Here is a 20,620-nt window from a genome sequence, read left to right on the forward strand (position 1 = left end):
ACCGGTCACATGCGGCGCCCACATCGGCGGGGCCAGTCGGGCAAGCGGTGTGCGCACCTCTCAGCGGCCCCGGTGCGGCGGCTGCTCGTTCGGGCACCGCATGGGCACCTCGGATCAAGGGTGATGGGTTTCCGCAAGCGTCCCCGCGACGCCTGACGCGCGCTGACCTGGCCAAAGGGGAGACTGGTTACCGAGAACCGTGGCATGTGACACCCGCTTTCCGGCACCATGATTCGAGTCCGACCAAACATCGTGTTTCGCACTGACTGATTCCGAGTGCATCCGGTGGACTCCGCGTGCCCCCGGGCAGATTCGAACTGCCGACAACCCGCTTTAGGAGTCCGACGGGGACCAAGTAGCACAGGCCATGTCCCTGTGCCGCAGGGCTTCTCATGCTGCAATACGCCTGTTGTTGCGGCAACTGTCGACACTGCGGGCACCTGGTGGGTACCTCGACCTGCCTCAAGACCGCCTGACATGCCGCGGCGATGCGTATCGCCGAAGCGAGCCGGCCGGACAAGGCGACGATTGGTCGGTCCCGACTCAGTCGAGCGTTCCATCGAACATCTGTGACCGGTGCACGATGCTCGCGGCGCGTCGGACCACCGGTGCATCGATCATGGCACCGTCGACGACAGCCACTGCGTCAGCCCCCCGTGCTGCGGAAGCCACCCTCAACGCCCACTCGAGGTCGCGGGTGCTTGGCGTGAAGTGCTTGTTGACGGCGCTGACTTGCTCGGGGTGGACGCATAGCTTCGCTCCAAAGCCCAGCTCGCTCGCATTCGCGAGGTCCTGCTGCAGGCTGAGGGGATCCTTGAGCATGGTCGTCACGCCGTCGATCGGGGGTGGCAGGCCGGCCGCGGCAGCAGCGACGACGAGCGCCGAGCGGGCATAGGCGAACGCGGCGTGACTCGAGGGCGAGACGCCGAGTTCGGCGGCGAGGTCGACGGTGCCCAGGGCAGCGCGGGTGACACCGGGTGCTGAGCAGACCGCATGAACATCACGGATCCCGACGGCGGTCTCGATGAGCGCGATGATGCGGTCCCCGCCCAGCCGGTCGTCCATCTGAGCAATCGCCGCGGGGTTCTCCGCCTTTGGCAGCATCACTGTCGCGGTCGTCGAGGCAAGTGCATCAATCTCAGCCGAGTGCCACGTGGTGTCGTGTCCGTTGATGCGCACCGCGGCGTCGGCGCCCGTACGGTGCAACCACGCAAGCGCGTTGGCGAGGGCCGCTGACTTGTTCGACGGTGTGACCGCGTCTTCGAGGTCGAGGACGACGAGGTCGGTGCCGCTCGCGGCTGCCTTGTCGAACCTATCGGGGCGGTCGCCGGGCACGAAGAGAAGGCTTCGCGCGTACGCAGCCGGCCTCATGGGAGCACCACGGACAGGCGCCAGTCGAGCACGGCGATGTCCATTCCGCTGCCCTGGGCGGAGGTGACGACGCGAAGGTCGGCGATCCCCCCGTCGGGGTCGAGCGCTCGCATTGCCGTCACCTCGACCGTCGAGGTCAGCGCGTCCCCCTCGTGGACGGGAGCGAGATGATCGCAGGACTGCCAGCTGAGGACGGTGACGAGGGTCGGAATGGCGCGCGTCACGTGGTGGAGCGCCAGCCCGACCGTGTGGCCGCCGTAGACCAGGCGTCGCCCGCCCGCTCGGGCCGCGTCGTGGTGGACCGCGGCAACGTTCCCGGTCAGGCGGGCCAGCTCGGGGGCGGAGGTGACGACGTCAGGGCCGTCGATTGACCATGTCTGCCCGACTCTCAGATCGCCGAAGCCGAGACCGGCGACATTCTTCCGGAACTGGTTGAGGTCCCACCCCGCGATGGTCGACTCTGGGGCCGGTTCGCTTCCGAAGGTGCCGATGGCGTCGAGGTCGTCCTCCGCCAGGGAGCCTTCGAAGCCCGGCGACACGGGCAGCATCGCGCAGCGCCAATAGTCCAAGACGGTCCTGCCCGACTGGTCCGTCGTCACGATGTGGAGCGCTGCCATTCCCGTGCGCGGCCGGTCAGGCTGGGGCCGGTTGGCCCGCAGGGCGTCGACGGTGGTCACAGTGTGGAGGGTGTCGCCGATGTGAGGAAAGCGTTGGAATCGCAGGTTCCGGTAGAAGAGGTTGGCGCGCACCTTCTGCGTGGCGGCGGTGGACTGACCGATCGACAGATCCCACACCAGAGCGGGCGTGACGAGAGCTCCCTCGCCGCTTACCTTTCGGCTCAAGTCGTGATCGAGGGCTAACCGAAGCCGGTTGCCCACGATCGCATGGTGCGCTGCGGCCAGCCCTTCGGTCAGGGTGACCGCCGGGGCCGTGTCGAAGACCTGTCCGATGTGGAGCTCGTCGAAGTACGGGCCACGCACGGTGCTCGTCACAGTTGGTAGTCCTTGAGGAGGCTGCGCCCGATGATCATCTTCTGGATGTCGCTCGTGCCCTCGCCGATCAGCATGAACTTGACCTCGCGCACGAGCCGCTCTATCTCGTACTCCTTGGAATAGCCGTAGCCGCCGTGGATGCGGAAGGAGTCCTCGACGACCTCGTTGGCGTACTCACTGGCCAGCATCTTGGCCATCCCGGCCTCGACGTCCATCCGCTGCCCCGTGTCCTTGAGACGGGCGGCGCGAACCATCATGGTGTGGATCGTCTCCACCTTCGTCGCCATCTCGGCGATGCGGAACAGGATCGCCTGGTGCTCGGCGATGGCCTTGCCGAACGTCTTGCGCTGCTGGGCGTATGCCACCCCGAGCTCGAAGCCGCGGACCGCCAGGCCGCAGGCACGGGCGGCGACGTTGACCCGGCCCACCTCGACGCCGTCCATCATTTGGAAGAAGCCCTTGCCCGGTTCCCCACCCAGGATCTGGTCGGTGGAGATCCGGTGCTCCTCCAAGATCAGCTCGGTGGTCTCGACCCCCTTGTAGCCCATCTTCTCGAGCTTGCCCGGCACCGTGACGCCCTGGGCGGTCTCCCCGAACCCGGCCTCCTTCTCCACCAGGAACGTCGTCATGTTCTTGTAGACCGAATCCGCGCCCTCGTCGGTCTTGGTCAGCAGCGCGACCAGCGTCGAGGAGGCGCCGTTGGTCAGCCACATCTTCTGGCCGGTGATGGAGTAGGAGCCGTCCTCGAGCCGGGTGGCCTTCGTCGAGACCGCGGCGACGTCCGAGCCCAGCGCGGGCTCGGACATCGAGAACGCACCGCGGACCTCGCCGGTCGCCATGCGGGGCAGGTACTTCTGCTTCTGCTCCTCGGTGCCGTGCTGCATCAACAGGTAGGCCACGATGAAGTGGGTGTTGATCACGCCCGACACGCTCATCCAGCCCCGGGCGATCTCCTCTACCACCAGCGCGTAGGTCAGCAGTGACTCCCCGAGCCCGCCGTACTCCTCGGGGATGGTCAGCCCGAAGACGCCCAGCTCCTTGAGCCCATCGACGATCTCCTGTGGATAGGTGTCGGAGTGCTCCAACTCCTGCGCCACCGGGATGATCTTGTCCTCGACGAAGTCGCGCACGACCTGCAAGATCTCCTGCTGGTCGTCGGTGAGACCGTCGGTCCGGCACAACTTCGGCACTAGAATGCCCTTTCTCGAGCGAGGAGCTGTGAGTGGTTCTTCCAGCCGGGGATCCCGACCACGCCGGCATCGACGAGCCGGCCGATCTCGTGGCCGGACAGGGCCAGGTCGCGAGCGAGGATCTCGGCCCCGTCGCCGCCGAGGACGGGAGCCGGACGTGCCTCGTCCGGAGTGCTGTGCAGACGGACTGGACTTCCAGGAGCGAGGTGCTCGCCCACGCCCGGCTGGTCGATGACGCTCATCAAGGGGTTCGGCTGCTCCTGCAGGTCCCCGACGGCCTGGGCGAACGTCCGATAGCGCGACCAGAGCAGCGCCGTCGGCGTGAGGCGCCTCAGCACCTCCTTCTCGGGAAGCGAGCTGAACCACCGCTCGAAGAGACCCGCCAGCACCTCGCGGTACTCGAACCGGTCCTCCTCGCGGGAGAAGTCCACGCCCAGGCTCTGCTCCAGAGCCTTGACGGGCGCCTGCATCTCCGTCAGCACAATGAGGTCGCGCCAGTGCCGAGGCGTCAAGGCGACCACCATGACGCGCGCGCCGTCCGAGCAGACGAAGTCACGTGCGAATCCGCCGTACAGGTAGTTGCCGATGCGGCGACGCTGGGTGCCGTTGACCTGCGCCTCAGCGAGGAATCCGAGGTTCCCGGCGGTGGCGAGTGCGACGTCCGCGAGGGCCACCGTCACCCGCTCGCCGGCACCGGACCTGAGCCGCTTCACATGCGCCGCCGTGACGCCGATCGCGGCGTACAGCCCGCAGGCGATGTCCCACGCGGGCAGCACATGGTTGACTGGGTCTGCCAAGGTCTGGGGGCCCGTGACCAGGGGGAACCCCATGGCGGCGTTGACGGTATAGTCGACCGCGGGACTTCCGTCGCTGGCACCCTGGACCTGGACGTGGATCAGGTCCGGCTGAAGGGCTTGGAGCAGCTCGTAGGAGAGCCAGTCCCGACCGACGGCGTTGGTCAGCACCACCGCCGAGCCGGTCGGAGCTGATCGGACCAGCTGGTGGACCACCTCTCGGCCCGAGGCGCTGGCGAAGTCGACGGTCAGCGACTCCTTGCCCTTGTTGAGGCCTGCCCAGTAGAGGCTGGTGCCGGAGGGGGCCAGCGGCCACCGGCCTCGGTCCGCTGCGCCGCCGAGGGGGTCTATCCGTACGACGTCGGCGCCGAGCTGGGCGAGCGTCATCCCGCCGAGTGGTGCCGCCACGAAGGCGGAGATCTCGAAGACCTTCAGGCCGGCCAGCGGTCCGACACCACTCGGGGGATAGGCGCTCATGTGCTGATCGGTCACAGAGCCGCTTCGGCTGCCGCCGTCGGCCGCACAGCGTCGCGGCCCGGCGTGGCCGCCGCAAGTCGACGGAGCGGGAGAGCGCAGACCGCCGAGATGAGACAGGCACCCGCAACCCACAGCACGATCGGAGCGGTGGAGGAGGTCTTGGCGGTGAGCTGCGTCAGCACGATCGGGGTGATCGCTCCGCCGACGATGACGCCGATGGTGTAGCCGAGCGACAGCCCCGTGTAGCGGATCGCTCCGGTGAAAGCCTCGGACATCATCACGCCGATGGTCGCCCACGTCAGCGCGTAGCCGGTCATCATGCCGAGGTAGGCCAGGACCAACGCCGTCTGGTTGTGGGACTGCATTGCAGCGGCCCACGGGAAGATCGCGACCAGCATGATGAGGTTTCCGGCCACGAACAGCGGCTTGCGGCCGACCCGGTCTGACCACGCGCCAGCGACGATGGCCAGGATGATGGTCCAGGCGGCTGAGGCGATGATCGCGAGCAGCATCTGGTTCTTCGTGAAGCCCTGGCCGATGCCGTACGCGAGACCCCAGGTGGAGACGGCGTAGAAGACGACGGAGAAGCTGAGAGCAGTACCGGCGATGAGCAGGACCGATCCGAGGTGGCCGCGGACGACCTCGCGCAGCGGCATACTTTCGATGGCGCTGGACTTCTTGAGCTCCTGGAACTCAGGGCTCTCCTCGAGCTTGAGGCGTACGACGAGGCCGATGATGACCAGGATCGCGCTGGCGATAAAGGGAACGCGCCAACCCCAGCTCTTGAAGGTGTCGTCCCCCATTGCCGAACCGAGGATGAGGTAGAGGACGTTGGCGATGATCAAGCCGAACTGGGCGCCGGTCTGGACCCATGAACCGTAGAAGCCGCGTCGGTGTGCGGGGCTGTGCTCGACAGTCATGAGGACCGCGCCCCCGTACTCGCCGCCGAGCGCGATGCCTTGGAGGAACCGCAGCGCGACGAGAATGATCGGCGCTGCGACTCCGATGCTGGCGTAAGAGGGCACCACGCCGACGCCAACGGTGGCGACGCCCATGGTCACCAGCGTGATGACGAGGGCTGTCTTCCGACCGACGCGGTCACCGAAGTGGCCGAAGACGATGCCGCCGAGCGGCCGCGCGACGAAGGCGACGCCGTAAGTGGCGAAGGACAGCAGGGTGCCGGTCACGGGATCGGCTTTTGGGAAGAACACGTGGCCGAAGACCAAGGCTGCGGCGGTGCCGTAGATGAAGAAGTCGTAGTACTCGATCGTGGTGCCCATCAAGCTGGCGAGTCCGACTCGCCGTACGGCAGTCGTCTGGGGCTGGGACATGGCGCTACCTCTCAGAACAGGTCCTCTCAAGGACGATGTGAAATTGACACTAGTGGGTATGTCTGACAATTACTAGTCTGTTCTTTGGCGACGGTCGTATCTTTTGCCTGACCGAGGGGCGGGCGCGCGACGGCCCAATACCGCGGCGGCAAGGCCGCCGCGGTCGAGAATGCCGGGAAGCTCAGCCGGCGATGATCGCCTGGGCTCGACTGACCACCACGTCGTCGACCTCGAGCCAGCCGCGGCTGAGGGCAGCCTGTCGCCGCTCCCGAGAGCCGTCGAAGGGCAATTTTACGGGGACGCTGGGGTCGAGGGGGCGGGCCGAGCGGATGCTGTTGGCGAAGGTCGTGGCGTTCTTCAGCACGGTCGCTGCGTCGCCGAAGATCGCCGGATCGATGACGATCATCAGGAAGCCGTGATCGGTGAGGTACTCCGGTTCGACGCCGCTGCCAGCAAGGAACCCCAGCATCTGGATCATGATCGAGAGCCCGGAGCCCTTGTGGTCGCCCCAGACCGCGAAGGCGCCCGCCAGTGCTTCGGTCGGGTCTGTCGTGGGTGTGCCGTCGGGGGCGTACGCGAGCCCTGGCTTGAGCGCCTGCCCGGTCCGGGCTGCCAGGGTGGCTTCGGCCAGCATGACCGCGGAGGTACCGATGTCCCAGATCACCGGCTCTGCGGTGGTGGGGAACCCGATCGCCGCAGGGTTCGTGCCCAGCTTGGCCTCACTGCTGCCGAACGGCGCGACGAAGGCGTCGACCGAGGACACCGTGATGCCGATGAGACCCTCGGCCGTCACGCGCTCCAGGTAGAAGGAACTCATGCCCGAGCACCAGGTGTTGGCGGCGCCGACGATGCTCAGTCCCTGGGATCGGGCCTTCTCGATGGCGATCTGAGTGGCATCGAGCGCCACCAGGTAGCCCACCTCATCGGCGCCGTCGATGCGCGCCGCCGTCACCGTCTCATGCACGACCGCCGGCCTCTCCGAGCTCCGACCTCCGGTCCGGGCCAGGCGCTCGTGCAGGGTGAGGGTGCGTGCCAGACCGCCGTAAGTGACTCCGCGGTACTCGCAGTCCATGAGGTGCTCGGTGATCGCGGCAACCTCGTCGGTGTCGTAGCCGAGCGTGGCGAGAACGCCGCGGGCCATTGCGGCAACCTGGTCGATGGGGAGTTGCATGGGATTCCTTTGCGTATCAGTGGGTCTGGGGGGCATCTGGGGGGCAGTGCGCGGCCTCGGCGGCGGCGCTAGCACCTGCGGTCCGGCCGAACACGGCGGCGCGCATCAGGGCTGCGCCGCCGGGGTAGTCGCCGTAGAAGAGGCCACCGGTGGCCTCGCCGGCGGCATACAGGCCCGGGACGGGGGTGCGGGTGTGATCCAGCGCGTGCCCGTCGGCGTCGATGCGGACGCCTCCGAAGGTGAACGTCACGCCGGGCCGAGCGTGGTAGGCCACGAAGGGTGGCTCGTCGATCGGCGCGGCCCAGCGCGACTTGGGTGGCTCGACCCCATCGGTGGTAGCTGCCTCGGCGATGACCGGGCTGGGTCGGCACGCCCCGTTGAACCGCTCGATGGTGGCGACGAACTCCGCCACCGGGACGCCCATCTGGTGCGCCAGGTCTTCGAGTGTGTCGGCGGTGAGGGGCACGGCGGCGCCGGCGAACTCGTTGGCCACGCGACTGGCCGCACGCTGGTCGAAGACCTCGTACGCGTCGCTCCCGGGTTGGCCCAGGATCGCCTTGCCCATCTTGGAGTAGTGCTTCACCCAGGGGCCTGGCCCTTCGTCGACGAACCGTTGTCCTGTTCGGTTGACGAGGACCCCCAGCCAGAAGCCGTGCAACGGTGCCGGTGGATCGTCGTCGCTACGCCTAGGGGAGGGCATCGTCACGTCTACGGCCGCAGAGTGGCAGCGTCCCCACGCGCCGGACCGGTCGGCGCCAGCGGTCAGTGCCGCAAGGATGCCGTCGCCGGTGCTGTGCCGGGTGCCCCGGAGCACCGCTTCGGCCATCGCCGGGCCGAGGTGCTCGCGTCGGAGCTCGGCGTCGGCTTGGAAGCCGCCGGTGGCGACGACCAGTGCGTCGCACCGGATCTTGTGGCCCCCGGCGACGACGCTCGTGATGTGCCCGTCGGTGCGGTGGATCTGGGTCAGCGGGGTGGACCAGCGGACTTCGATGCCATGTGTCTCGGCGTACTCGATCAGCGGTGCGAACATCTCGTAACCGCGGGACAAGCCGTTGCCGGTCGTCTGCAGACACTGGCCGGGCGGGACGTGCAAGACGCCGTCGCGCACCTCGGGGCCAAGGGACCGTCCGAACGTGAAGTTCATGCCCTTGGTCGTGAGCCACCGCATGGTGTCGAGTGATCGGGCTGCCAGTGCATCGACCAGGTCGGCATCGGCCTCACCGTTACTCATGGACATGAGTTCGGCTCCGTACTCCGCCTGCGTGTAGGCCGGAGCCTCGATGCTGTCCGCCTCGAGCCCTTCCTCGAAGTCCCCGGTGATCGAGAGCAGGTCGGAGGCGCCGGCGTAGGGGAACAGGAACAGCCCTGCCGAGAACGCCGCGTTTCCGCCGACGTCCTCGGGGCCGCCCTTCTCGAGCAGGATGACGCGAGCTCCGGCGTCTCGTGCCGCGATCGCGGCGCAGAAGCCAGCGAGGCCCGCCCCGGCCACCACCACTGTCGGTGCCCCCGTCTTCGGCGTCTCCATGTGTTTTCGGCCCTCTCAACTTGCGCGACGCACGGTCAATTGTCGGGCTTGACAATACTCAATCTGTCAGACATTGGCTAGACTGTCGGTGTTGGTCAAACAAAGCAAGGGGGCAGGCGTGGGCGAGCGTGAGTCGAGCTACGAGCAACTGGCGTCGAGGCTGGCACAGGCGGCGTGGGAGAACCCTGCCCTCTCACCGCGCCAGAAGCACCTCGTGCTGTTGGCGGAGGCTGCGGCGAAGGCGTCCCGGGACCCGGAGGGGATTGCGCGACACGTAGCGGCACTGATGGATCTAGGGTGCTCCGCGACGGAGGTGCTCGAGGTGGGCGAGCTCGCCTCGGTCCTTCCGATCCACGCCTGCACGGAGGGAATGCCGGCGCTCGCGACGGCTGCCCACCGGTCGGCCGCGGCGATAGCGGCGGGCTTCGATGTGGCGAAGGCTCTGGTGAAGCAAGACTTCGAGGTCAAGCGGGGCTACTGGAACGACTTCTGGACCGTCCTGCTGGGCTACGACCGGCCGTTCTTCGAGGCGTACGCCGACCTCTCCTCGCATGCGTGGCAGGTGGGCGTGCTTGAGCCGTACGAGAGGGAGCTGGTCTATCTGGGGTTCGACGCCAGTCCGCAGCACCTCTACCGACCCGGCATTGGGATCCACGCAGCCAATGCGATGCGTCTGGGGGCTACGGAGGCTCAGATCGCGAACGTCTTCACACTGCTTGGCGTCGCCGACACCGCGGCGTACGACCTGGTTGCTGACGAGCTCGAAAGGTGCCGCCAGGACTGACTACTTGTCCTGGGCGGGGAAGTCGCGGCTCATCCGCCGCACATAGGAGAGATGCTCCTGCATGGCCTCCGCGGCGGCGGATTCGTCGCCGGCCTCGACGGCCTTGATGATCTGCGCGTGCTGCAGGATCGTGTTGTGGCCGACCTCGGGCGTGAGCTGGAGGTAGGTCACGGGCGCGGTGCAGGCGTGGAGCGCCTCGACGAAGGCCACGAGGAGGCGGTTGCCGGAGGCCTCGGCGATGATCTGGTGGAACTGCTGATCGAAGATCGAGACCTTTGGGCTCTTGAGTGCGATGCTCTTCTGCTGCTCGACGACCTCGCGGGCGGCCTTGACCTGCTCCGGCGTGCGGTGGCGCGCTGCCAGCCGCGCGCTGGGTACCTCGAGGACCTCGCGCGCCTGGCTGACCTCCTCGATGTTTATCGAGCCGAGCTGCAAAACGTGGCTGAGGGAGTCCTGGAGCATCTGGCCGACCGCCTTGGCGTCGATCTCGCGCACGAACGACCCGCCACTCGCGCCGGGGATCTTGCGCACCAGACCGGCAGTGACGAGGTTGCCCAGCGCCTCGCGCACCGTCGGGCGGCTCACGCCGAACATCTCGGCCAGCGCATTCTCCGAGGGCAGCTTCTCGCCTTGAGCGAACGTCCCGTTGAAGATGGCGTCCTCGATCTGCTTCTGCACCTGCTCGCGAGGACGCAGGACCTGCTGTACGACGAAGCCGGCGGTATCGGTGCTTGCCACGGGAGTCTCCAGACTGTAGGGCTGCTCCTCATGCTAACAGCGCTTCTAATGCCTGACTGTTGTCAACGCGCCCTGCCCGTAGTCCATCTTGACCCGGTGGGCAATTATCTGACATTTTAGCCACCATGGAGAATAGGGTTGCCGTCATCACCGGAGCAAGCCGCGGACTGGGCCGGGCCATCGCCATCGATCTCGCCGCGCACGCCACACACGTGATCCTGGCCGCGCGAGACGTGGCCTCGCTGGACGCCGTCGCCCAGTCCATCGGGGCCGGCGCGGCCACCGTCGTGGCGGCCGACGTATCGGACCCTGCCGGAATGCAGGCGCTGGTCGATCATGCGGTTGGCCAGTTCGGCCGACTCGACGTGTTCGTGAACAACGCCGGCGTAGCTCCCCAGTCCTCCGTCGAGCAGACGACGGACCAGGAGTGGGCGCGGGTCGTCGACATCAATCTCAACGCCGCGTTCCGGAGCGCCCGCGCACTCGCACCCGTCTACCGCGAAGCCGGCAGCGGTCGCCTGATCAACATTGCATCGGTGTTCGGCCTTCTCGGACGGTCCGGGTTCGGGGCGTACGGCGCCTCGAAGGCGGGCCTGATCAACCTGAGCCGCGTCCTCGCCGCGGAATGGGCGAAGTTCGGAGCCCAGGTCAACGTCGTCGCGCCCGGCTACATCAGCACCGACATCAACGCGGAGATTCGCGAGAACGAGGCATTCATGAAGCGCGTGGTGTCGCGCATCCCGGCGAAGCGCATGGGGGAGGCGCACGAGGTGGCCAACTTGGTGCGCTACCTCGCCCTGGATGCCCCCGACTTCCTGACCGGACAGGTCATCGCCATCGATGGCGGCGAGTCCGCCAGCTAGGAGAAGCACCATGAAGGACGTCGTCATCTGCGAGCCGGTACGGACCCCAGTAGGACGCTACGGCGGGATGTTCAAGGACCTCACTGCGCAGGACCTCGCCAGCACCGCCATCCGTGGGCTCGTCGAGCGGACCAAGATCACGTCCGAAGACGTCGATGACGTGATCTTCGGACAGGGCTATGCCAGCGGAGAGGCCGCCGCCATCGGCCGGGTCGCCGCGCTCAACGCAGGACTGGACATCAACGTCCCCGGCCTGCAAATCGACCGCCGCTGCGGCTCCGGCCTCCAGAGCGTGCTCTATGCCGTCATGCAGGTCGCCACCGGCGGCTCCGAGCTCGTCATCGCCGGCGGCGCCGAGAGCATGAGCCAAGCGGAGTACTACCTGCCCAACCCGCGGTGGACCACCGGTGCCCCGCCCCGCGTGCTGGACCGGCTGGCGCAGCCGCGCAGCAACTCTGGCGGCCACCGCTTCCCCGTCGAGGGCGGCATGATCGAGACGGCGGAGAACCTACGACGTGAGTACTCCATCACCCGCGAGGAGCAGGATGCCTGGGCGGTGCGCTCGCATCAGCGTGCGGTAGCAGCCATCGAGGCCGGGCTGTTCGAGGACGAGACGGTCCCGGTGACGGTCCCGGCCAGCCGCAAGATCCCCGAGCGGGTCGTCACCCGAGACGAGCACCCGCGCCCAGACGTCACTCTGGAGTCTCTCGCACGCCTCCGCCCGATCCTCTCCTCCAGCGATGACAAGGCGACCGTGACCGCTGGCAACGCCAGCGGACAGAACGACGCGGGGGCGGCTGCGATCGTCACCACCCGTGAGAAGGCCGACGCGCTCGGGCTTGAGCCCTACGGGCGACTGGTCAGCTGGTCCCTGGCTGGCGTGCACCCGGCGACGATGGGCATCGGTCCGGTGCCTGCCGCGCAGGAGGCCATCGCCAAGGCGGGTCTCTCATGGAGCGACATCGACCTGGTGGAGCTGAATGAGGCGTTCGCCGCGCAGGTGCTGGCCTGCTTCCGTGGCTGGGGCTTCGCGGACGCGGACCTCGAGCGCGTCAACGTGAACGGCTCGGGGATCTCGCTCGGGCATCCGATCGGTGCCACTGGCGGCCGGATCCTCGCCAACCTGCTGCGCGAGCTGCGCCGCCGCGATGCCCGCTACGGCGTCGAGACGATGTGCATCGGTGGTGGGCAGGGACTGGCCGCCGTCTTCGAGGCCTGCTGAACCCAGGCACACGGTGAGGGGCCGGGGTCGCGACGTGTCGGTCGCGGCACCAGCCCCTCAACGACTTCGTGCGGTAGGAGGCCGCCGAGGTCGCGACCGTGATCCGTACGTCCGGCATCGCGGTGGCGTCCGGCCAGGACGGCAGCCAGTCCGTGGCCGTCGTGCCGACCTGCGAGGCGACGAAGTGGACGAGTGAGTACCTCTGCCACGCGGGCCCGGGCTTCACCCTGCCCAACTACGCCCGTCTGATGAAGGACAGTGCGGAGCGAACAAGGCGGCGGTCCACGCGGTGTTCGACCACGCGCTGACGGAGTGTCCCAATGACGTCTGGCCCCATGGATATCGAACGGGGGCTCACTCGAGAACCGCGGCGAGCAGGCCTGGGAACCGCTTGTCTATCTCGTCCTCGCGCAGGCGATTCAGGACGGTGCGACCGTTTGCATGCCACGCCGCAGTCACGCCGGACTCGCGCAGCACCCGGAAGTGGTGGCTCAACGTGCTTTTCGCGACCCCGACATCGAAGTCCCCACACGGAATGGGCGCGTCGGACTCTCGCAATTGGCGGACAATGGACAGCCGGACAGGGTCGGCCAAGGCGTGCAGAACTTGAGTGATTTCCAAACTCGCAGGTGGGGCTGGCGTAGGACGCGGCATGGGCGCAGCACTCCTCAGGGCGACAATCGGGGAAGAGTCGAACATTCTATCGTTTTACGGTTCGATGGTTGCCGAATTGTCGATACGCTCCTATGCGTGACCACCATTGGAACCATTGGAGCGGGAAACATCGGTAGCGCCATCGCGCGACTGGCTGCGGGAGCCGGCCACGCTGTCGTGTTGAGCAACAGCCGGGGCCCGGCGACTCTGATACAGCAAGCCCAAGCTCTCGGCTCGCATGTGACGGCCGGAACAACACAGGACGCGGCGACGGCAGACATCGTCGTCGTGACTGTGCCGCTCAGTCGACTGTGGGCTCTCCCTGAAGACCTGCTGCAGGGCAAGATCGTCGTCGACACGATGAACTACTATCCGGCGCGCGATGGTGTCATCTCCGAGCTCGAAGACCGCCGAACAACGACATCCCTCATGACCGCCCACCACTTCATTGGCGCCCGCGTGGTCAAAGCCTTCAACAACATCATCTCGACCCATCTGATCAAGTTGGCCGCGCCTCAAGGGGCTCCACATCGGTCGGCCCTTCCGGTCGCCTCTGATCAGGCCGAGGCCAAGGCGGAGGTGGCCCGCCTCATCGATGACCTCGGCTACGACCCGCTCGACGCTGGCTCATTGACCGACAGTTGGCGCTTTGAGAATGGCCAGCCGGCATATTGCCTCCCGTACGCGGCTGACCCGGCGGCATTGCTGGCCAGCTCTCCTGGCAGTCGCCCGCTCGCAACCCGTCCCGCGAGCGTAGGCGACATCACAGCAGCCCTCTCGCGCGCATCCCGCGCGTAGGAGTGGCCCCCACGCGCATCAACCACGGCCGCCTCGGAGGCGCTGACATGGTTCGTGTCCGGGGCGCCTCGCTGCACGCCGGCCACAGAGCGAAGGCGCAATTGGCGCCCCCAACTCGGCGAGGATCAGGTCAGGCGCGGCCACGGAGGCCACCCGACGCGGCGGGGCAGCGTCGGGTGGATGTGCCGCCCAGGTCGAGGTCGAGGGTCACGTCGCGAGCCCTGGCGTGCGCAGCGCCCGTCCGACGAGCATGGCCTGGACCTGGTTGGTCCCGTCGTAGATCTGGGTGATCTTGGCGTCGCGTAGGCAGCGCTCGACTCCGAGCTGCTTGTCGTCGCCGAGTTCGCCCAGCACACGAAGGCACTGACTGCTCACCCGGACGCCCAGGTCGGTGCAGTACAACTTGGCCACCGAGACCTGGGTTCCGGCCTCGGGATCGCCGGCGTCCACCAGTCCGGCGGTCCGCTCCAGGAGCGCCCGACCGGCGGAGACCTCGGCGTAAAGGCGCGAGAGGAAGAACTGCAGGTCCTGCCACTCGCGTGCCCGGCTGGAGAGCAGGCCCTTGCCGCCGAACGCTGCGCACGTGGCGTCCAGTGCGCCGGTGGCGAACCCGACCCCTTGCGCTGCGGCGCTGATCCGCGAGGTGAGGACGGAGTCGAGCAGGATCTGGTAGCCCGAGCCCACGTCCCCGAGCACGGCCGCGTCGGGGACCAAGCACTTCTCGAAGGTCAGCTCCACGGTGGACGCGGCCTTCTGGCCGAGCTTCTTCATCGGTCGTCCCGGCGTGAACCCCTTGGTCTGCTTCGTGTCGATCAGGAAGGCGGTGATGCCGTCCTTGCCGAGGCTGCGGTCGACCGTCGCGAACAGCACGATCACGTCGGCACGGTCACCGTTGGAGATGAAGGTCTTCGCTCCGGTGATCTCATAGCCGCCCTCGACCCTCCGGGCCCTGGTGGTCATGGTCGCCACGTCCGAGCCGGCGGAGGGCTCGGTGAGCGCGATGCCGCCGATTGCCTCGCCGCTGCTCAGGGCGGGAACCCATCGCTCGATCTGCTCGGGCGTGCCGTTGCTGTGGATGGGGTGGGCGCAATGCATCTGGGTCATGTAGACGGTACTGGTCGCGCCGCACGCCGAGGCGATCAGCGTCATGGCCTTGGCGTAGTCCTGCATGGTCCCGCCTTGGCCACCGAGGGCGCGCGGCATGAAGATGCCTCCCGCGTCGGCGGCACCGAACGCCTTGATGGCGGCCTCGGGGAAGGCGCTGCTGCGGTCGAGCTCGACCGCCATGGGGCGGACGATGGTCTCCACCACCGAGGCGACGCGGTCCAGCAGGTCAGTCATGAGAGCTCCTGTGAAAGTTCGGGGTCCGCTTCTCGTTGAAGGCGGAGATCCCCTCTTGGCCATCGGCCGAACTGATGGCGGCAGCGGCCAGAGCGGCCTCGTACTCGAGGGCGGCGGGGTGTACGGCGAGCCGGGCAGCCCGCAGGATGCGTTCCTGGCCCGTCTTGCTGCCGTTGGCGATCGCGGTGGCCACCTCGAGCACCCGTGCGTGGAAGTCCTCCGGTGCGATCGGCTCGAAGGCGAGCAGCCCGTGGAGGTAGGCCTCGTCGGCGTGGACGGGTTCGCCGACGAGAAGCATCCGCATCGCGAACGACTTGGACGTGAGGTCGAAGATGCGCTGGGTGCCACCGAACCCCGGCATGCATCCGATTTTCGCCTCCGGCAGCCCGAACCTGGCGCGCGTCGAGCCGATGATGAGATGGCACGCGAGCGCGAGCTCCATGCCGCCGCCGAGCGCCCACCCGTCGACCGCCGCGATGACCGGCAGGTTCGCGTTCGAGACGGCGTCCATCAGGGCGTGGCCTTTGTTGATGAACAGGCGGGCCTGCTCGTGGTCGGCGCCGAGGATCTCGCCGAGGTCGGCACCGGCACAGAAGGCACGGTGGCCCGTGCCCCGCAGGACGATGCAGCCGATCCGGTCGTCGCGCTCGGCGGCGGAGATCGCCGCCTTCAGCTCGTCGATGAGTTCGGTGCACATCGCGTTGAGCTGCGGCTCGCGCGCGAGGCTGACGACGCGGACCCGTCCGTGGTCCGCGACCATGGTCAGGGTGCCCATGCTGCCCCTTCGGTCAAGAGTCGGTCGATGGTCTCAGTGCTGAGCCCGGCAGCCTGCAGGGCGTCGCGAGTGTGGGCCCCCTTCTCGGCGGGGGCGGAGAAGCCGTCGTTGCGGTCCACGGAGGCGAGCTTCCAAGGAGGGGCGACGTCGACGTATGCCTCACCGGTGCGGGTCCTGCGTTCGACCAGAGCGCCACGGCTGCGCAGGTGGTCGTCGTCGATGACGTCGGCGAGCGAGAAGATCGGCGCTGCCGGTATGCCGGCGTCGTTGAGGAGCTCCAGCGCGTCGGCGCGCATCATGACGGCGATCGCGTCCTGGACGGCGGCGACCACCTCCGGGCGACGGTGGCGGCGACCGGCGTTGGTCGCGAGGTCGTCGGCGCCGGTCCAGTCGGGGAGGTCGAGCGCCTTGCGTGCGCGCTCCCAATGGCGGTCGTTCCCGATTGCGACGACGATCGGGTCGTCCTTGGTCTCGAACGGCTGGTAGATCGCGACGACCGAGTCACCGCCTCCTGAAGGCTGGGGTACCGGGTCGCCCGCGGCGACGCACGTGATTCGGGGTCGCATGAAGGCGAGGTCGGCCTCGAGCAGAGCGATGTCGATGATCTCCCCTTCGCCGGTGGCCTGTTGCCGCACCAGTGCTGAGGCGATGGCGAAGGCGGCCACGGTTCCCGCAGCCACGTCGGAGAGCGGGGCGCTCACGCGTTGCGGCGATCCGCCTGCAGCGCCGGTGACGCTCATGATCCCTGACCGTGCCTGGGCGATGAGGTCATAGCCGGGCAGGCCGGCGTCGGGCCCGTCCATCCCGTAGCCCGACATCACGCAGACCACGAGCTGCGGGAACCTCGTGCGGATCTCCCGGGGGTCCAGGCCCGCGGCGGCGAGCTTCGTCGGCACGATGTTGAGAAGCACCACGTCGGCGTTCCCCATCAGCGCGTAGACCGCGTCAAGCCCCGCCGACGTCCTGATGTCGAGGCAGACGCTGCGCTTGCGACGGTTGGCGGTCAGGTACCAGGCGGCGTCCTCACCGATGAAGGGTGGGCCCCATCCTCGGGCGTCGTCTCCTCGGACGGGCTCCACCTTGACGACATCAGCCCCCATGTCAGCGAGGTACATAGACGTCGTGGGTGCGGCGTAGGAGGAGGCCAAATCGAGGACCCGCACGTTGCCGAGCGGTCCGGTGTGCTCAGTCATCAGTGTCTCGCTCATGCGCCAGGGAGCCCCGCAGATCGACCTTGCGGATCTTTCCGCTCATCGTCTTCGGGAGCTCGTCGATGACCTCGAGGCGCTCGGGGAAGTAGCGTCGCGCCAGCCCAGCCTCGGTGAGGAAGGTACGAAGGCCCTCCAGGTCGAGGGTGTCGTCTGGGCGAAGGCGCACGAATGCACACGCACGCTCCCCGAGTCGGGGATCGGGATAGCCGACGACTGCGACCTCGGTGACCGACGGGTGCTGGAAGATCAGGCTCTCGACCATCGCGACGGGGATGTTCTCACCCCCTCGGATGATGATGTCCTTCGTGCGGCCCGCGATCGTGATCGAGCCGTTCGCCGAGCGGTACGCCGTGTCGCCGGTGCTGAACCAGCCCTCGCCGTCCAGCTGGCTTCGCGTGGCATCCTCCTGGCCGTAGTAGCCGACGAACATGCCGGCTCCTCGCAGCCAGAGGTTGCCCACCACGCCGTCGAGCGACTCCCTGTCGTCGACGTCGCGGATGCTGACCTGCGCCGCGGCAACGGGGATGCCGTCGCTGTCGCGGTTGATGTCCCCGAGCCCCGGCCTGCCGGAGATGGCGATGCCGAACTCGGTCATGCCCCAGGCGGGGATCACGTCGCAGCCGAGCACCGTCTCGGCCTCCCGCATCAGCGGTCGAGGGATAGGGGCTCCGGCGACGACGACCAGCTTGAGGCTGGGCGCGGTCGACCGGGTCAGCCCGCCGGTGGTGAGCAGATCGATCAGGAACGTCGGTGATCCCACCATGGTGGTGATGGCGGTGTCAGCGATGATCCGCGCCCCGAGTTGGGGGCTCCACTTCTCCACCAGGACCGCGGTGCCGCCGAGGTGCACGGTGAGCAGCGGTCCCCACATGAACCCGGTGGCATGGCCGACCGGGGACATCACGAGATTGCGGACGGGGGTGCCGTAGGAGTCGTGCCCGACGTGGGCGGCCCAGCCGCGAACCACCACGTCGAGGGTGGCTTGGAGATTCATCACGGCTTTCGGCTCACTGGTTGTGCCGGAGGTGAACCCGAGCTGCGCGATGGCTAGCGGGTCAACCGGCACCGGCGTAAAATCCGACTCCGGCTGCAGCATGTCCTCCAGGGACAGTGCTCCCTCGGCTGCCGGGCCGGCGACGACCAGCGTGATGCTGGGATTGTCGCGGACCTCGGCAGGTACGGCGGCCGAGAGGATGTCCTTGCCCGCGAGGTGACGGGAGACAATCAGGACCTTGGTGCCGGCCTTACGGGTCATCACCTCGACCTCGTGTGCGCCGTAGGTGATCGGGATCCCGGAATAGGTCGCGCCTGCCCGCATGATGCCGTATACGACGGCGACGAACTCCGCGCAGTTGGTCATCATGACCGTCACGACATCGCGGGGCTTGACTCCCATCTTCTGCAGGCCGGCCGCTACCTGGCGGCTCATGAGATCGATCTCCGCGTACGTCATCTCCCGCACTGCGTCGCCGTTGTGGTCGATGCTGATGGCGGCGATGCGGTCGGGATGGGCTGCGACGGCGTCGCCGAGGAACTGCGCCAGCGACCGATCCGACCACTCGCCGGACTCGAAGCGGGCGCGGGCCTGCGCCTCGGTGACGACGCTGCCAGGGGGCAGGCTCAGGCTCCTCTGTGCAGACGGGGTGCTGATGTTCACGTGCCCTGACCTTCCAGTGCGTAGGCGAGTTCGGCGCCGGAACGCCAGCCAGAGAGAGCGGTTGACGCGCGGGCCCGAAGGCTGATGGCGTCGCGGAACATGCCTGCGACGGGGAACTCGTCGATATAGCCGTAGCCACCCATGGACTGCACGGCATCGATCGCGCTGTTGACGACGGCGTCGGCGGCCAGCGCAAGCGTGTCGGCGACGGGGGTAGCCGGGGCGCCCAGCGCCTGCGCGTACAGATGGGCTCGGGCGCGACGGAGGTCCGCGTAGGCGCTTCCCACAAGGGCGCGCAGGCCGGGGAACGAGGCAATCGGGGCGCCGAACTGCTCGCGCTGCTCGGTATAGCGAACCGATTCGCGTGACAAGGCGTTGCCCAGTCCGCTGACCGCCGCGCCGAGGAGCACCGGCCAGGCGGCGGCGGCGGCCCCCTCGACGACGGCACCCGAGCGGGCCGTGACCGCGGTCAGGCGGGCTCCGGCCAGGCCGGTCCGGTGCGGCTGCTCGGCGTCGGGGGTGGGGCCCTCCAGCCGCCGGATGCCTTCCTCGGTCACGACCAGCAGCGCGTCCAGCGGACCGGCCGCGAGGGGCGCCGCAGGGACGAGAACGCCGCCCTCGGTGCTTTGGCTGCTCGCTAGGTAACAACCGGGGGACGTGTCGGCAGCGCTCGCCAGCGCGAATTCGGCGGCGTACCGGCTCGCGAGCACGAAACCCCACGATGCGTCCCGCGCGGCGACGGCCTCGACGACCTCGAAGGTCCAGGCGAGCGCGTCGGGAACCTCCGCCTCTGTGAGATCGGTGACGAGAGTCGGAAGAGGAGTCGAGGCGACCAGCGTGAGGTCGACCTCGGCCGCGTCGACGAGCACCTTGTCCGCGAAGTCGACGACGACCGCCAGCAGGTCGTCGAGCTCGCGGCGATCAATGCTCATCGGTAGAACTTGTCGCGATCGGGGTCGCGACGCTCGTCGAAGGAGGCGGAAATCTCCTTGGACTCCTGACCACCGCGGTACGCCGTGAGGAGCAGGTCGTGCGCGAGCCGGGCCTGGCCCACCACGCCGGTGTGGCGCCCGGAGAAGGCCGTCTTGAGCGAGGCGATCGCGAAGGGTCCCCGGCGCCGGATCTCGGCCGCGATCTCCTTGGCACGGTCAAGCGCCGAGACACCCTCCTCGCAGACCTCGTTGATCAAGCCGAAGTCCAGTGCCTGCTGGGCCGTGTACTTCCTGTTGAGGTACCAGAACTCCTTGGCCCGACGGCGCCCGATCAGCTCCTCGAGGTACCAGGTGCCGTATCCAGCGTCGAAGCTGCCCACCATAGGACCGACCTGCCGGAAGATCGCGCCCGGAACGGCCACCGAGAGGTCGCAGACCACCTGGAGCACGTTGCCGCCGCCGACCGCGAAGCCGTTGACCGCCGCGATCACCGGCTTCGGCATCGTGTCGATCATCTCGTACAGGTCGACGACCGGCATGACGTTGGAGTAGTCGAGCCGCTCCAGCTCTTCGTGCTCGCCACCGATGCAAAAGAACTTGTCGCCGGCACCGGTAAGGATGGCGACGTCGAGCGTCGGGTCCTCGCGCACGGCGCGCAGCGCGTCGTACAGCTCCTTCGCGGTCGTGAAGGTCAGCTTGTTGGCGTGCTCGGGACGATTGATCGTGATGACGGCGACGCCGTCGGACGCCTCGACGATGATCTCTTCGTAGTTCATGGGCTTGTACATGGGCTT

General features: G+C 67.8%; 20 protein-coding genes. 5 read left to right on the forward strand and 15 right to left on the reverse strand.

Features of this window, described 5'->3' with window-relative positions:
- Positions 1 to 543 precede the first annotated feature (543 nt).
- The 7 genes from ACFQ2V_RS20140 to tcuA form a co-directional block, all read right to left on the reverse strand.
- A complete protein-coding gene (locus ACFQ2V_RS20140) occupies positions 544 to 1,371 on the reverse strand; it encodes an HpcH/HpaI aldolase/citrate lyase family protein (RefSeq protein ID WP_386054727.1) in 828 nt (275 codons plus the stop codon).
- Positions 1,368 to 2,363 carry a MaoC family dehydratase gene (locus ACFQ2V_RS20145; protein WP_386054728.1) on the reverse strand — a complete coding sequence of 332 codons (996 nt, stop codon included), beginning with the start codon at positions 2,361 to 2,363 and terminating at the stop codon, positions 1,368 to 1,370. Before ACFQ2V_RS20145 ends, ACFQ2V_RS20140 begins: the two co-directional genes overlap by 4 nt.
- Positions 2,360 to 3,553, reverse strand: a complete 1,194-nt coding sequence (locus tag ACFQ2V_RS20150; protein WP_386054729.1) for an acyl-CoA dehydrogenase family protein — start codon at positions 3,551 to 3,553, stop codon at positions 2,360 to 2,362. The genes ACFQ2V_RS20145 and ACFQ2V_RS20150 overlap by 4 nt, the downstream gene beginning before the upstream one ends.
- A complete protein-coding gene (locus ACFQ2V_RS20155) occupies positions 3,553 to 4,824 on the reverse strand; it encodes a CoA transferase (protein ID WP_386054730.1) in 1,272 nt (423 codons plus the stop codon). Before ACFQ2V_RS20155 ends, ACFQ2V_RS20150 begins: the two co-directional genes overlap by 1 nt.
- A gap of 11 nt (positions 4,825 to 4,835) precedes the next feature.
- Positions 4,836 to 6,155, reverse strand: a complete 1,320-nt coding sequence (locus ACFQ2V_RS20160; protein ID WP_386054731.1) for an MFS transporter — start codon at positions 6,153 to 6,155, stop codon at positions 4,836 to 4,838.
- Between the two features lie 181 nt (positions 6,156 to 6,336).
- Entirely contained in the window at positions 6,337 to 7,362 is a 1,026-nt protein-coding gene (locus ACFQ2V_RS20165; RefSeq protein ID WP_386054732.1) for an Ldh family oxidoreductase, read from the reverse strand.
- Positions 7,343 to 8,851 (reverse strand): FAD-dependent tricarballylate dehydrogenase TcuA, encoded by a 1,509-nt coding sequence (tcuA, locus tag ACFQ2V_RS20170; RefSeq protein WP_386054733.1) that lies wholly within the window; start codon positions 8,849 to 8,851, stop codon positions 7,343 to 7,345. Before tcuA ends, ACFQ2V_RS20165 begins: the two co-directional genes overlap by 20 nt.
- Positions 8,852 to 8,969: 118 nt before the next feature.
- Here tcuA and ACFQ2V_RS20175 point away from each other — a divergent pair, with 118 nt between their 5' ends.
- Positions 8,970 to 9,635, forward strand: coding sequence for a carboxymuconolactone decarboxylase family protein (locus tag ACFQ2V_RS20175; RefSeq protein ID WP_386054734.1), 666 nt, complete (start codon positions 8,970 to 8,972; stop codon positions 9,633 to 9,635).
- Here ACFQ2V_RS20175 and ACFQ2V_RS20180 read toward each other — a convergent pair whose 3' ends face one another.
- Positions 9,636 to 10,373 (reverse strand): FadR/GntR family transcriptional regulator, encoded by a 738-nt coding sequence (locus ACFQ2V_RS20180; RefSeq protein ID WP_386054735.1) that lies wholly within the window; start codon positions 10,371 to 10,373, stop codon positions 9,636 to 9,638.
- Positions 10,374 to 10,498: 125 nt separating this feature from the next.
- Here ACFQ2V_RS20180 and ACFQ2V_RS20185 point away from each other — a divergent pair, with 125 nt between their 5' ends.
- The 3 genes from ACFQ2V_RS20185 (at position 10,499) to ACFQ2V_RS20195 (ending at position 12,766) form a co-directional block, all read left to right on the forward strand.
- A complete protein-coding gene (locus ACFQ2V_RS20185; protein ID WP_386054736.1) occupies positions 10,499 to 11,236 on the forward strand; it encodes an SDR family NAD(P)-dependent oxidoreductase in 738 nt (245 codons plus the stop codon).
- A gap of 10 nt (positions 11,237 to 11,246) precedes the next feature.
- Complete coding sequence (locus ACFQ2V_RS20190) at positions 11,247 to 12,458, forward strand: acetyl-CoA C-acetyltransferase (protein ID WP_386054737.1); 1,212 nt, start codon at positions 11,247 to 11,249, stop codon at positions 12,456 to 12,458.
- A gap of 98 nt (positions 12,459 to 12,556) precedes the next feature.
- Positions 12,557 to 12,766, forward strand: coding sequence for a hypothetical protein (locus ACFQ2V_RS20195; RefSeq protein WP_386054738.1), 210 nt, complete (start codon positions 12,557 to 12,559; stop codon positions 12,764 to 12,766).
- 46 nt (positions 12,767 to 12,812) lie between these two features.
- Here ACFQ2V_RS20195 and ACFQ2V_RS20200 read toward each other — a convergent pair whose 3' ends face one another.
- Positions 12,813 to 13,112 carry an ArsR/SmtB family transcription factor gene (locus ACFQ2V_RS20200; RefSeq protein ID WP_386054739.1) on the reverse strand — a complete coding sequence of 100 codons (300 nt, stop codon included), beginning with the start codon at positions 13,110 to 13,112 and terminating at the stop codon, positions 12,813 to 12,815.
- 96 nt (positions 13,113 to 13,208) lie between these two features.
- Between ACFQ2V_RS20200 and ACFQ2V_RS20205 the strand changes: the two genes are divergently transcribed.
- Positions 13,209 to 13,910 carry an NADPH-dependent F420 reductase gene (locus tag ACFQ2V_RS20205; RefSeq protein ID WP_386054740.1) on the forward strand — a complete coding sequence of 234 codons (702 nt, stop codon included), beginning with the start codon at positions 13,209 to 13,211 and terminating at the stop codon, positions 13,908 to 13,910.
- A 207-nt stretch (positions 13,911 to 14,117) separates the two neighbouring features.
- Here ACFQ2V_RS20205 and ACFQ2V_RS20210 read toward each other — a convergent pair whose 3' ends face one another.
- Genes ACFQ2V_RS20210 through ACFQ2V_RS20235 form a run of 6 tightly spaced genes read right to left on the reverse strand, consistent with a single transcriptional unit; the run spans position 14,118 to position 20,614 of the window.
- Positions 14,118 to 15,251 (reverse strand): acyl-CoA dehydrogenase family protein, encoded by a 1,134-nt coding sequence (locus ACFQ2V_RS20210; RefSeq protein WP_386054741.1) that lies wholly within the window; start codon positions 15,249 to 15,251, stop codon positions 14,118 to 14,120.
- Positions 15,244 to 16,026 (reverse strand): enoyl-CoA hydratase/isomerase family protein, encoded by a 783-nt coding sequence (locus tag ACFQ2V_RS20215; protein ID WP_386054742.1) that lies wholly within the window; start codon positions 16,024 to 16,026, stop codon positions 15,244 to 15,246. The genes ACFQ2V_RS20210 and ACFQ2V_RS20215 overlap by 8 nt, the downstream gene beginning before the upstream one ends.
- The gene (locus ACFQ2V_RS20220) at positions 16,014 to 17,219 is read right to left on the reverse strand and encodes a CaiB/BaiF CoA transferase family protein (protein WP_386054743.1); all 1,206 of its coding nucleotides are present in this window, start codon (positions 17,217 to 17,219) and stop codon (positions 16,014 to 16,016) included. Before ACFQ2V_RS20220 ends, ACFQ2V_RS20215 begins: the two co-directional genes overlap by 13 nt.
- Positions 17,212 to 18,894: an AMP-binding protein gene (locus ACFQ2V_RS20225; RefSeq protein WP_386054744.1), complete on the reverse strand. Its 1,683-nt coding sequence runs from the start codon at positions 18,892 to 18,894 to the stop codon at positions 17,212 to 17,214. Before ACFQ2V_RS20225 ends, ACFQ2V_RS20220 begins: the two co-directional genes overlap by 8 nt.
- Positions 18,891 to 19,826 (reverse strand): acyl-CoA dehydrogenase family protein, encoded by a 936-nt coding sequence (locus tag ACFQ2V_RS20230; RefSeq protein WP_386054745.1) that lies wholly within the window; start codon positions 19,824 to 19,826, stop codon positions 18,891 to 18,893. The genes ACFQ2V_RS20225 and ACFQ2V_RS20230 overlap by 4 nt, the downstream gene beginning before the upstream one ends.
- Complete coding sequence (locus ACFQ2V_RS20235) at positions 19,823 to 20,614, reverse strand: enoyl-CoA hydratase-related protein (RefSeq protein ID WP_386054746.1); 792 nt, start codon at positions 20,612 to 20,614, stop codon at positions 19,823 to 19,825. The genes ACFQ2V_RS20230 and ACFQ2V_RS20235 overlap by 4 nt, the downstream gene beginning before the upstream one ends.
- Between the last annotated feature and the right edge of the window lie 6 nt (positions 20,615 to 20,620).

The sequence above is a fragment of the Terrabacter terrigena genome (genome assembly GCF_042676085.1).
Classification (GTDB): domain Bacteria; phylum Actinomycetota; class Actinomycetes; order Actinomycetales; family Dermatophilaceae; genus Terrabacter; species Terrabacter terrigena.

What these genes read in the sequence shown, in the direction of transcription:
- ACFQ2V_RS20165 (WP_386054732.1), bottom strand. Translation starts at nt 7,362, where the DNA reads ATGCCCCCCAGACCCACTGATACGCAAAGGAATCCCATGCAACTCCCC.
- ACFQ2V_RS20230 (WP_386054745.1), bottom strand. Translation starts at nt 19,826, where the DNA reads ATGAGCATTGATCGCCGCGAGCTCGACGACCTGCTGGCGGTCGTCGTC.
- ACFQ2V_RS20215 (WP_386054742.1), bottom strand. Translation starts at nt 16,026, where the DNA reads ATGGGCACCCTGACCATGGTCGCGGACCACGGACGGGTCCGCGTCGTC.
- ACFQ2V_RS20160 (WP_386054731.1), bottom strand. Translation starts at nt 6,155, where the DNA reads ATGTCCCAGCCCCAGACGACTGCCGTACGGCGAGTCGGACTCGCCAGC.
- ACFQ2V_RS20140 (WP_386054727.1), bottom strand. Translation starts at nt 1,371, where the DNA reads ATGAGGCCGGCTGCGTACGCGCGAAGCCTTCTCTTCGTGCCCGGCGAC.
- ACFQ2V_RS20210 (WP_386054741.1), bottom strand. Translation starts at nt 15,251, where the DNA reads ATGACTGACCTGCTGGACCGCGTCGCCTCGGTGGTGGAGACCATCGTC.
- ACFQ2V_RS20235 (WP_386054746.1), bottom strand. Translation starts at nt 20,614, where the DNA reads ATGTACAAGCCCATGAACTACGAAGAGATCATCGTCGAGGCGTCCGAC.
- ACFQ2V_RS20185 (WP_386054736.1), top strand. Translation starts at nt 10,499, where the DNA reads ATGGAGAATAGGGTTGCCGTCATCACCGGAGCAAGCCGCGGACTGGGC.
- ACFQ2V_RS20220 (WP_386054743.1), bottom strand. Translation starts at nt 17,219, where the DNA reads ATGACTGAGCACACCGGACCGCTCGGCAACGTGCGGGTCCTCGATTTG.
- tcuA (WP_386054733.1), bottom strand. Translation starts at nt 8,851, where the DNA reads ATGGAGACGCCGAAGACGGGGGCACCGACAGTGGTGGTGGCCGGGGCG.
- ACFQ2V_RS20190 (WP_386054737.1), top strand. Translation starts at nt 11,247, where the DNA reads ATGAAGGACGTCGTCATCTGCGAGCCGGTACGGACCCCAGTAGGACGC.
- ACFQ2V_RS20155 (WP_386054730.1), bottom strand. Translation starts at nt 4,824, where the DNA reads ATGAGCGCCTATCCCCCGAGTGGTGTCGGACCGCTGGCCGGCCTGAAG.
- ACFQ2V_RS20200 (WP_386054739.1), bottom strand. Translation starts at nt 13,112, where the DNA reads ATGCCGCGTCCTACGCCAGCCCCACCTGCGAGTTTGGAAATCACTCAA.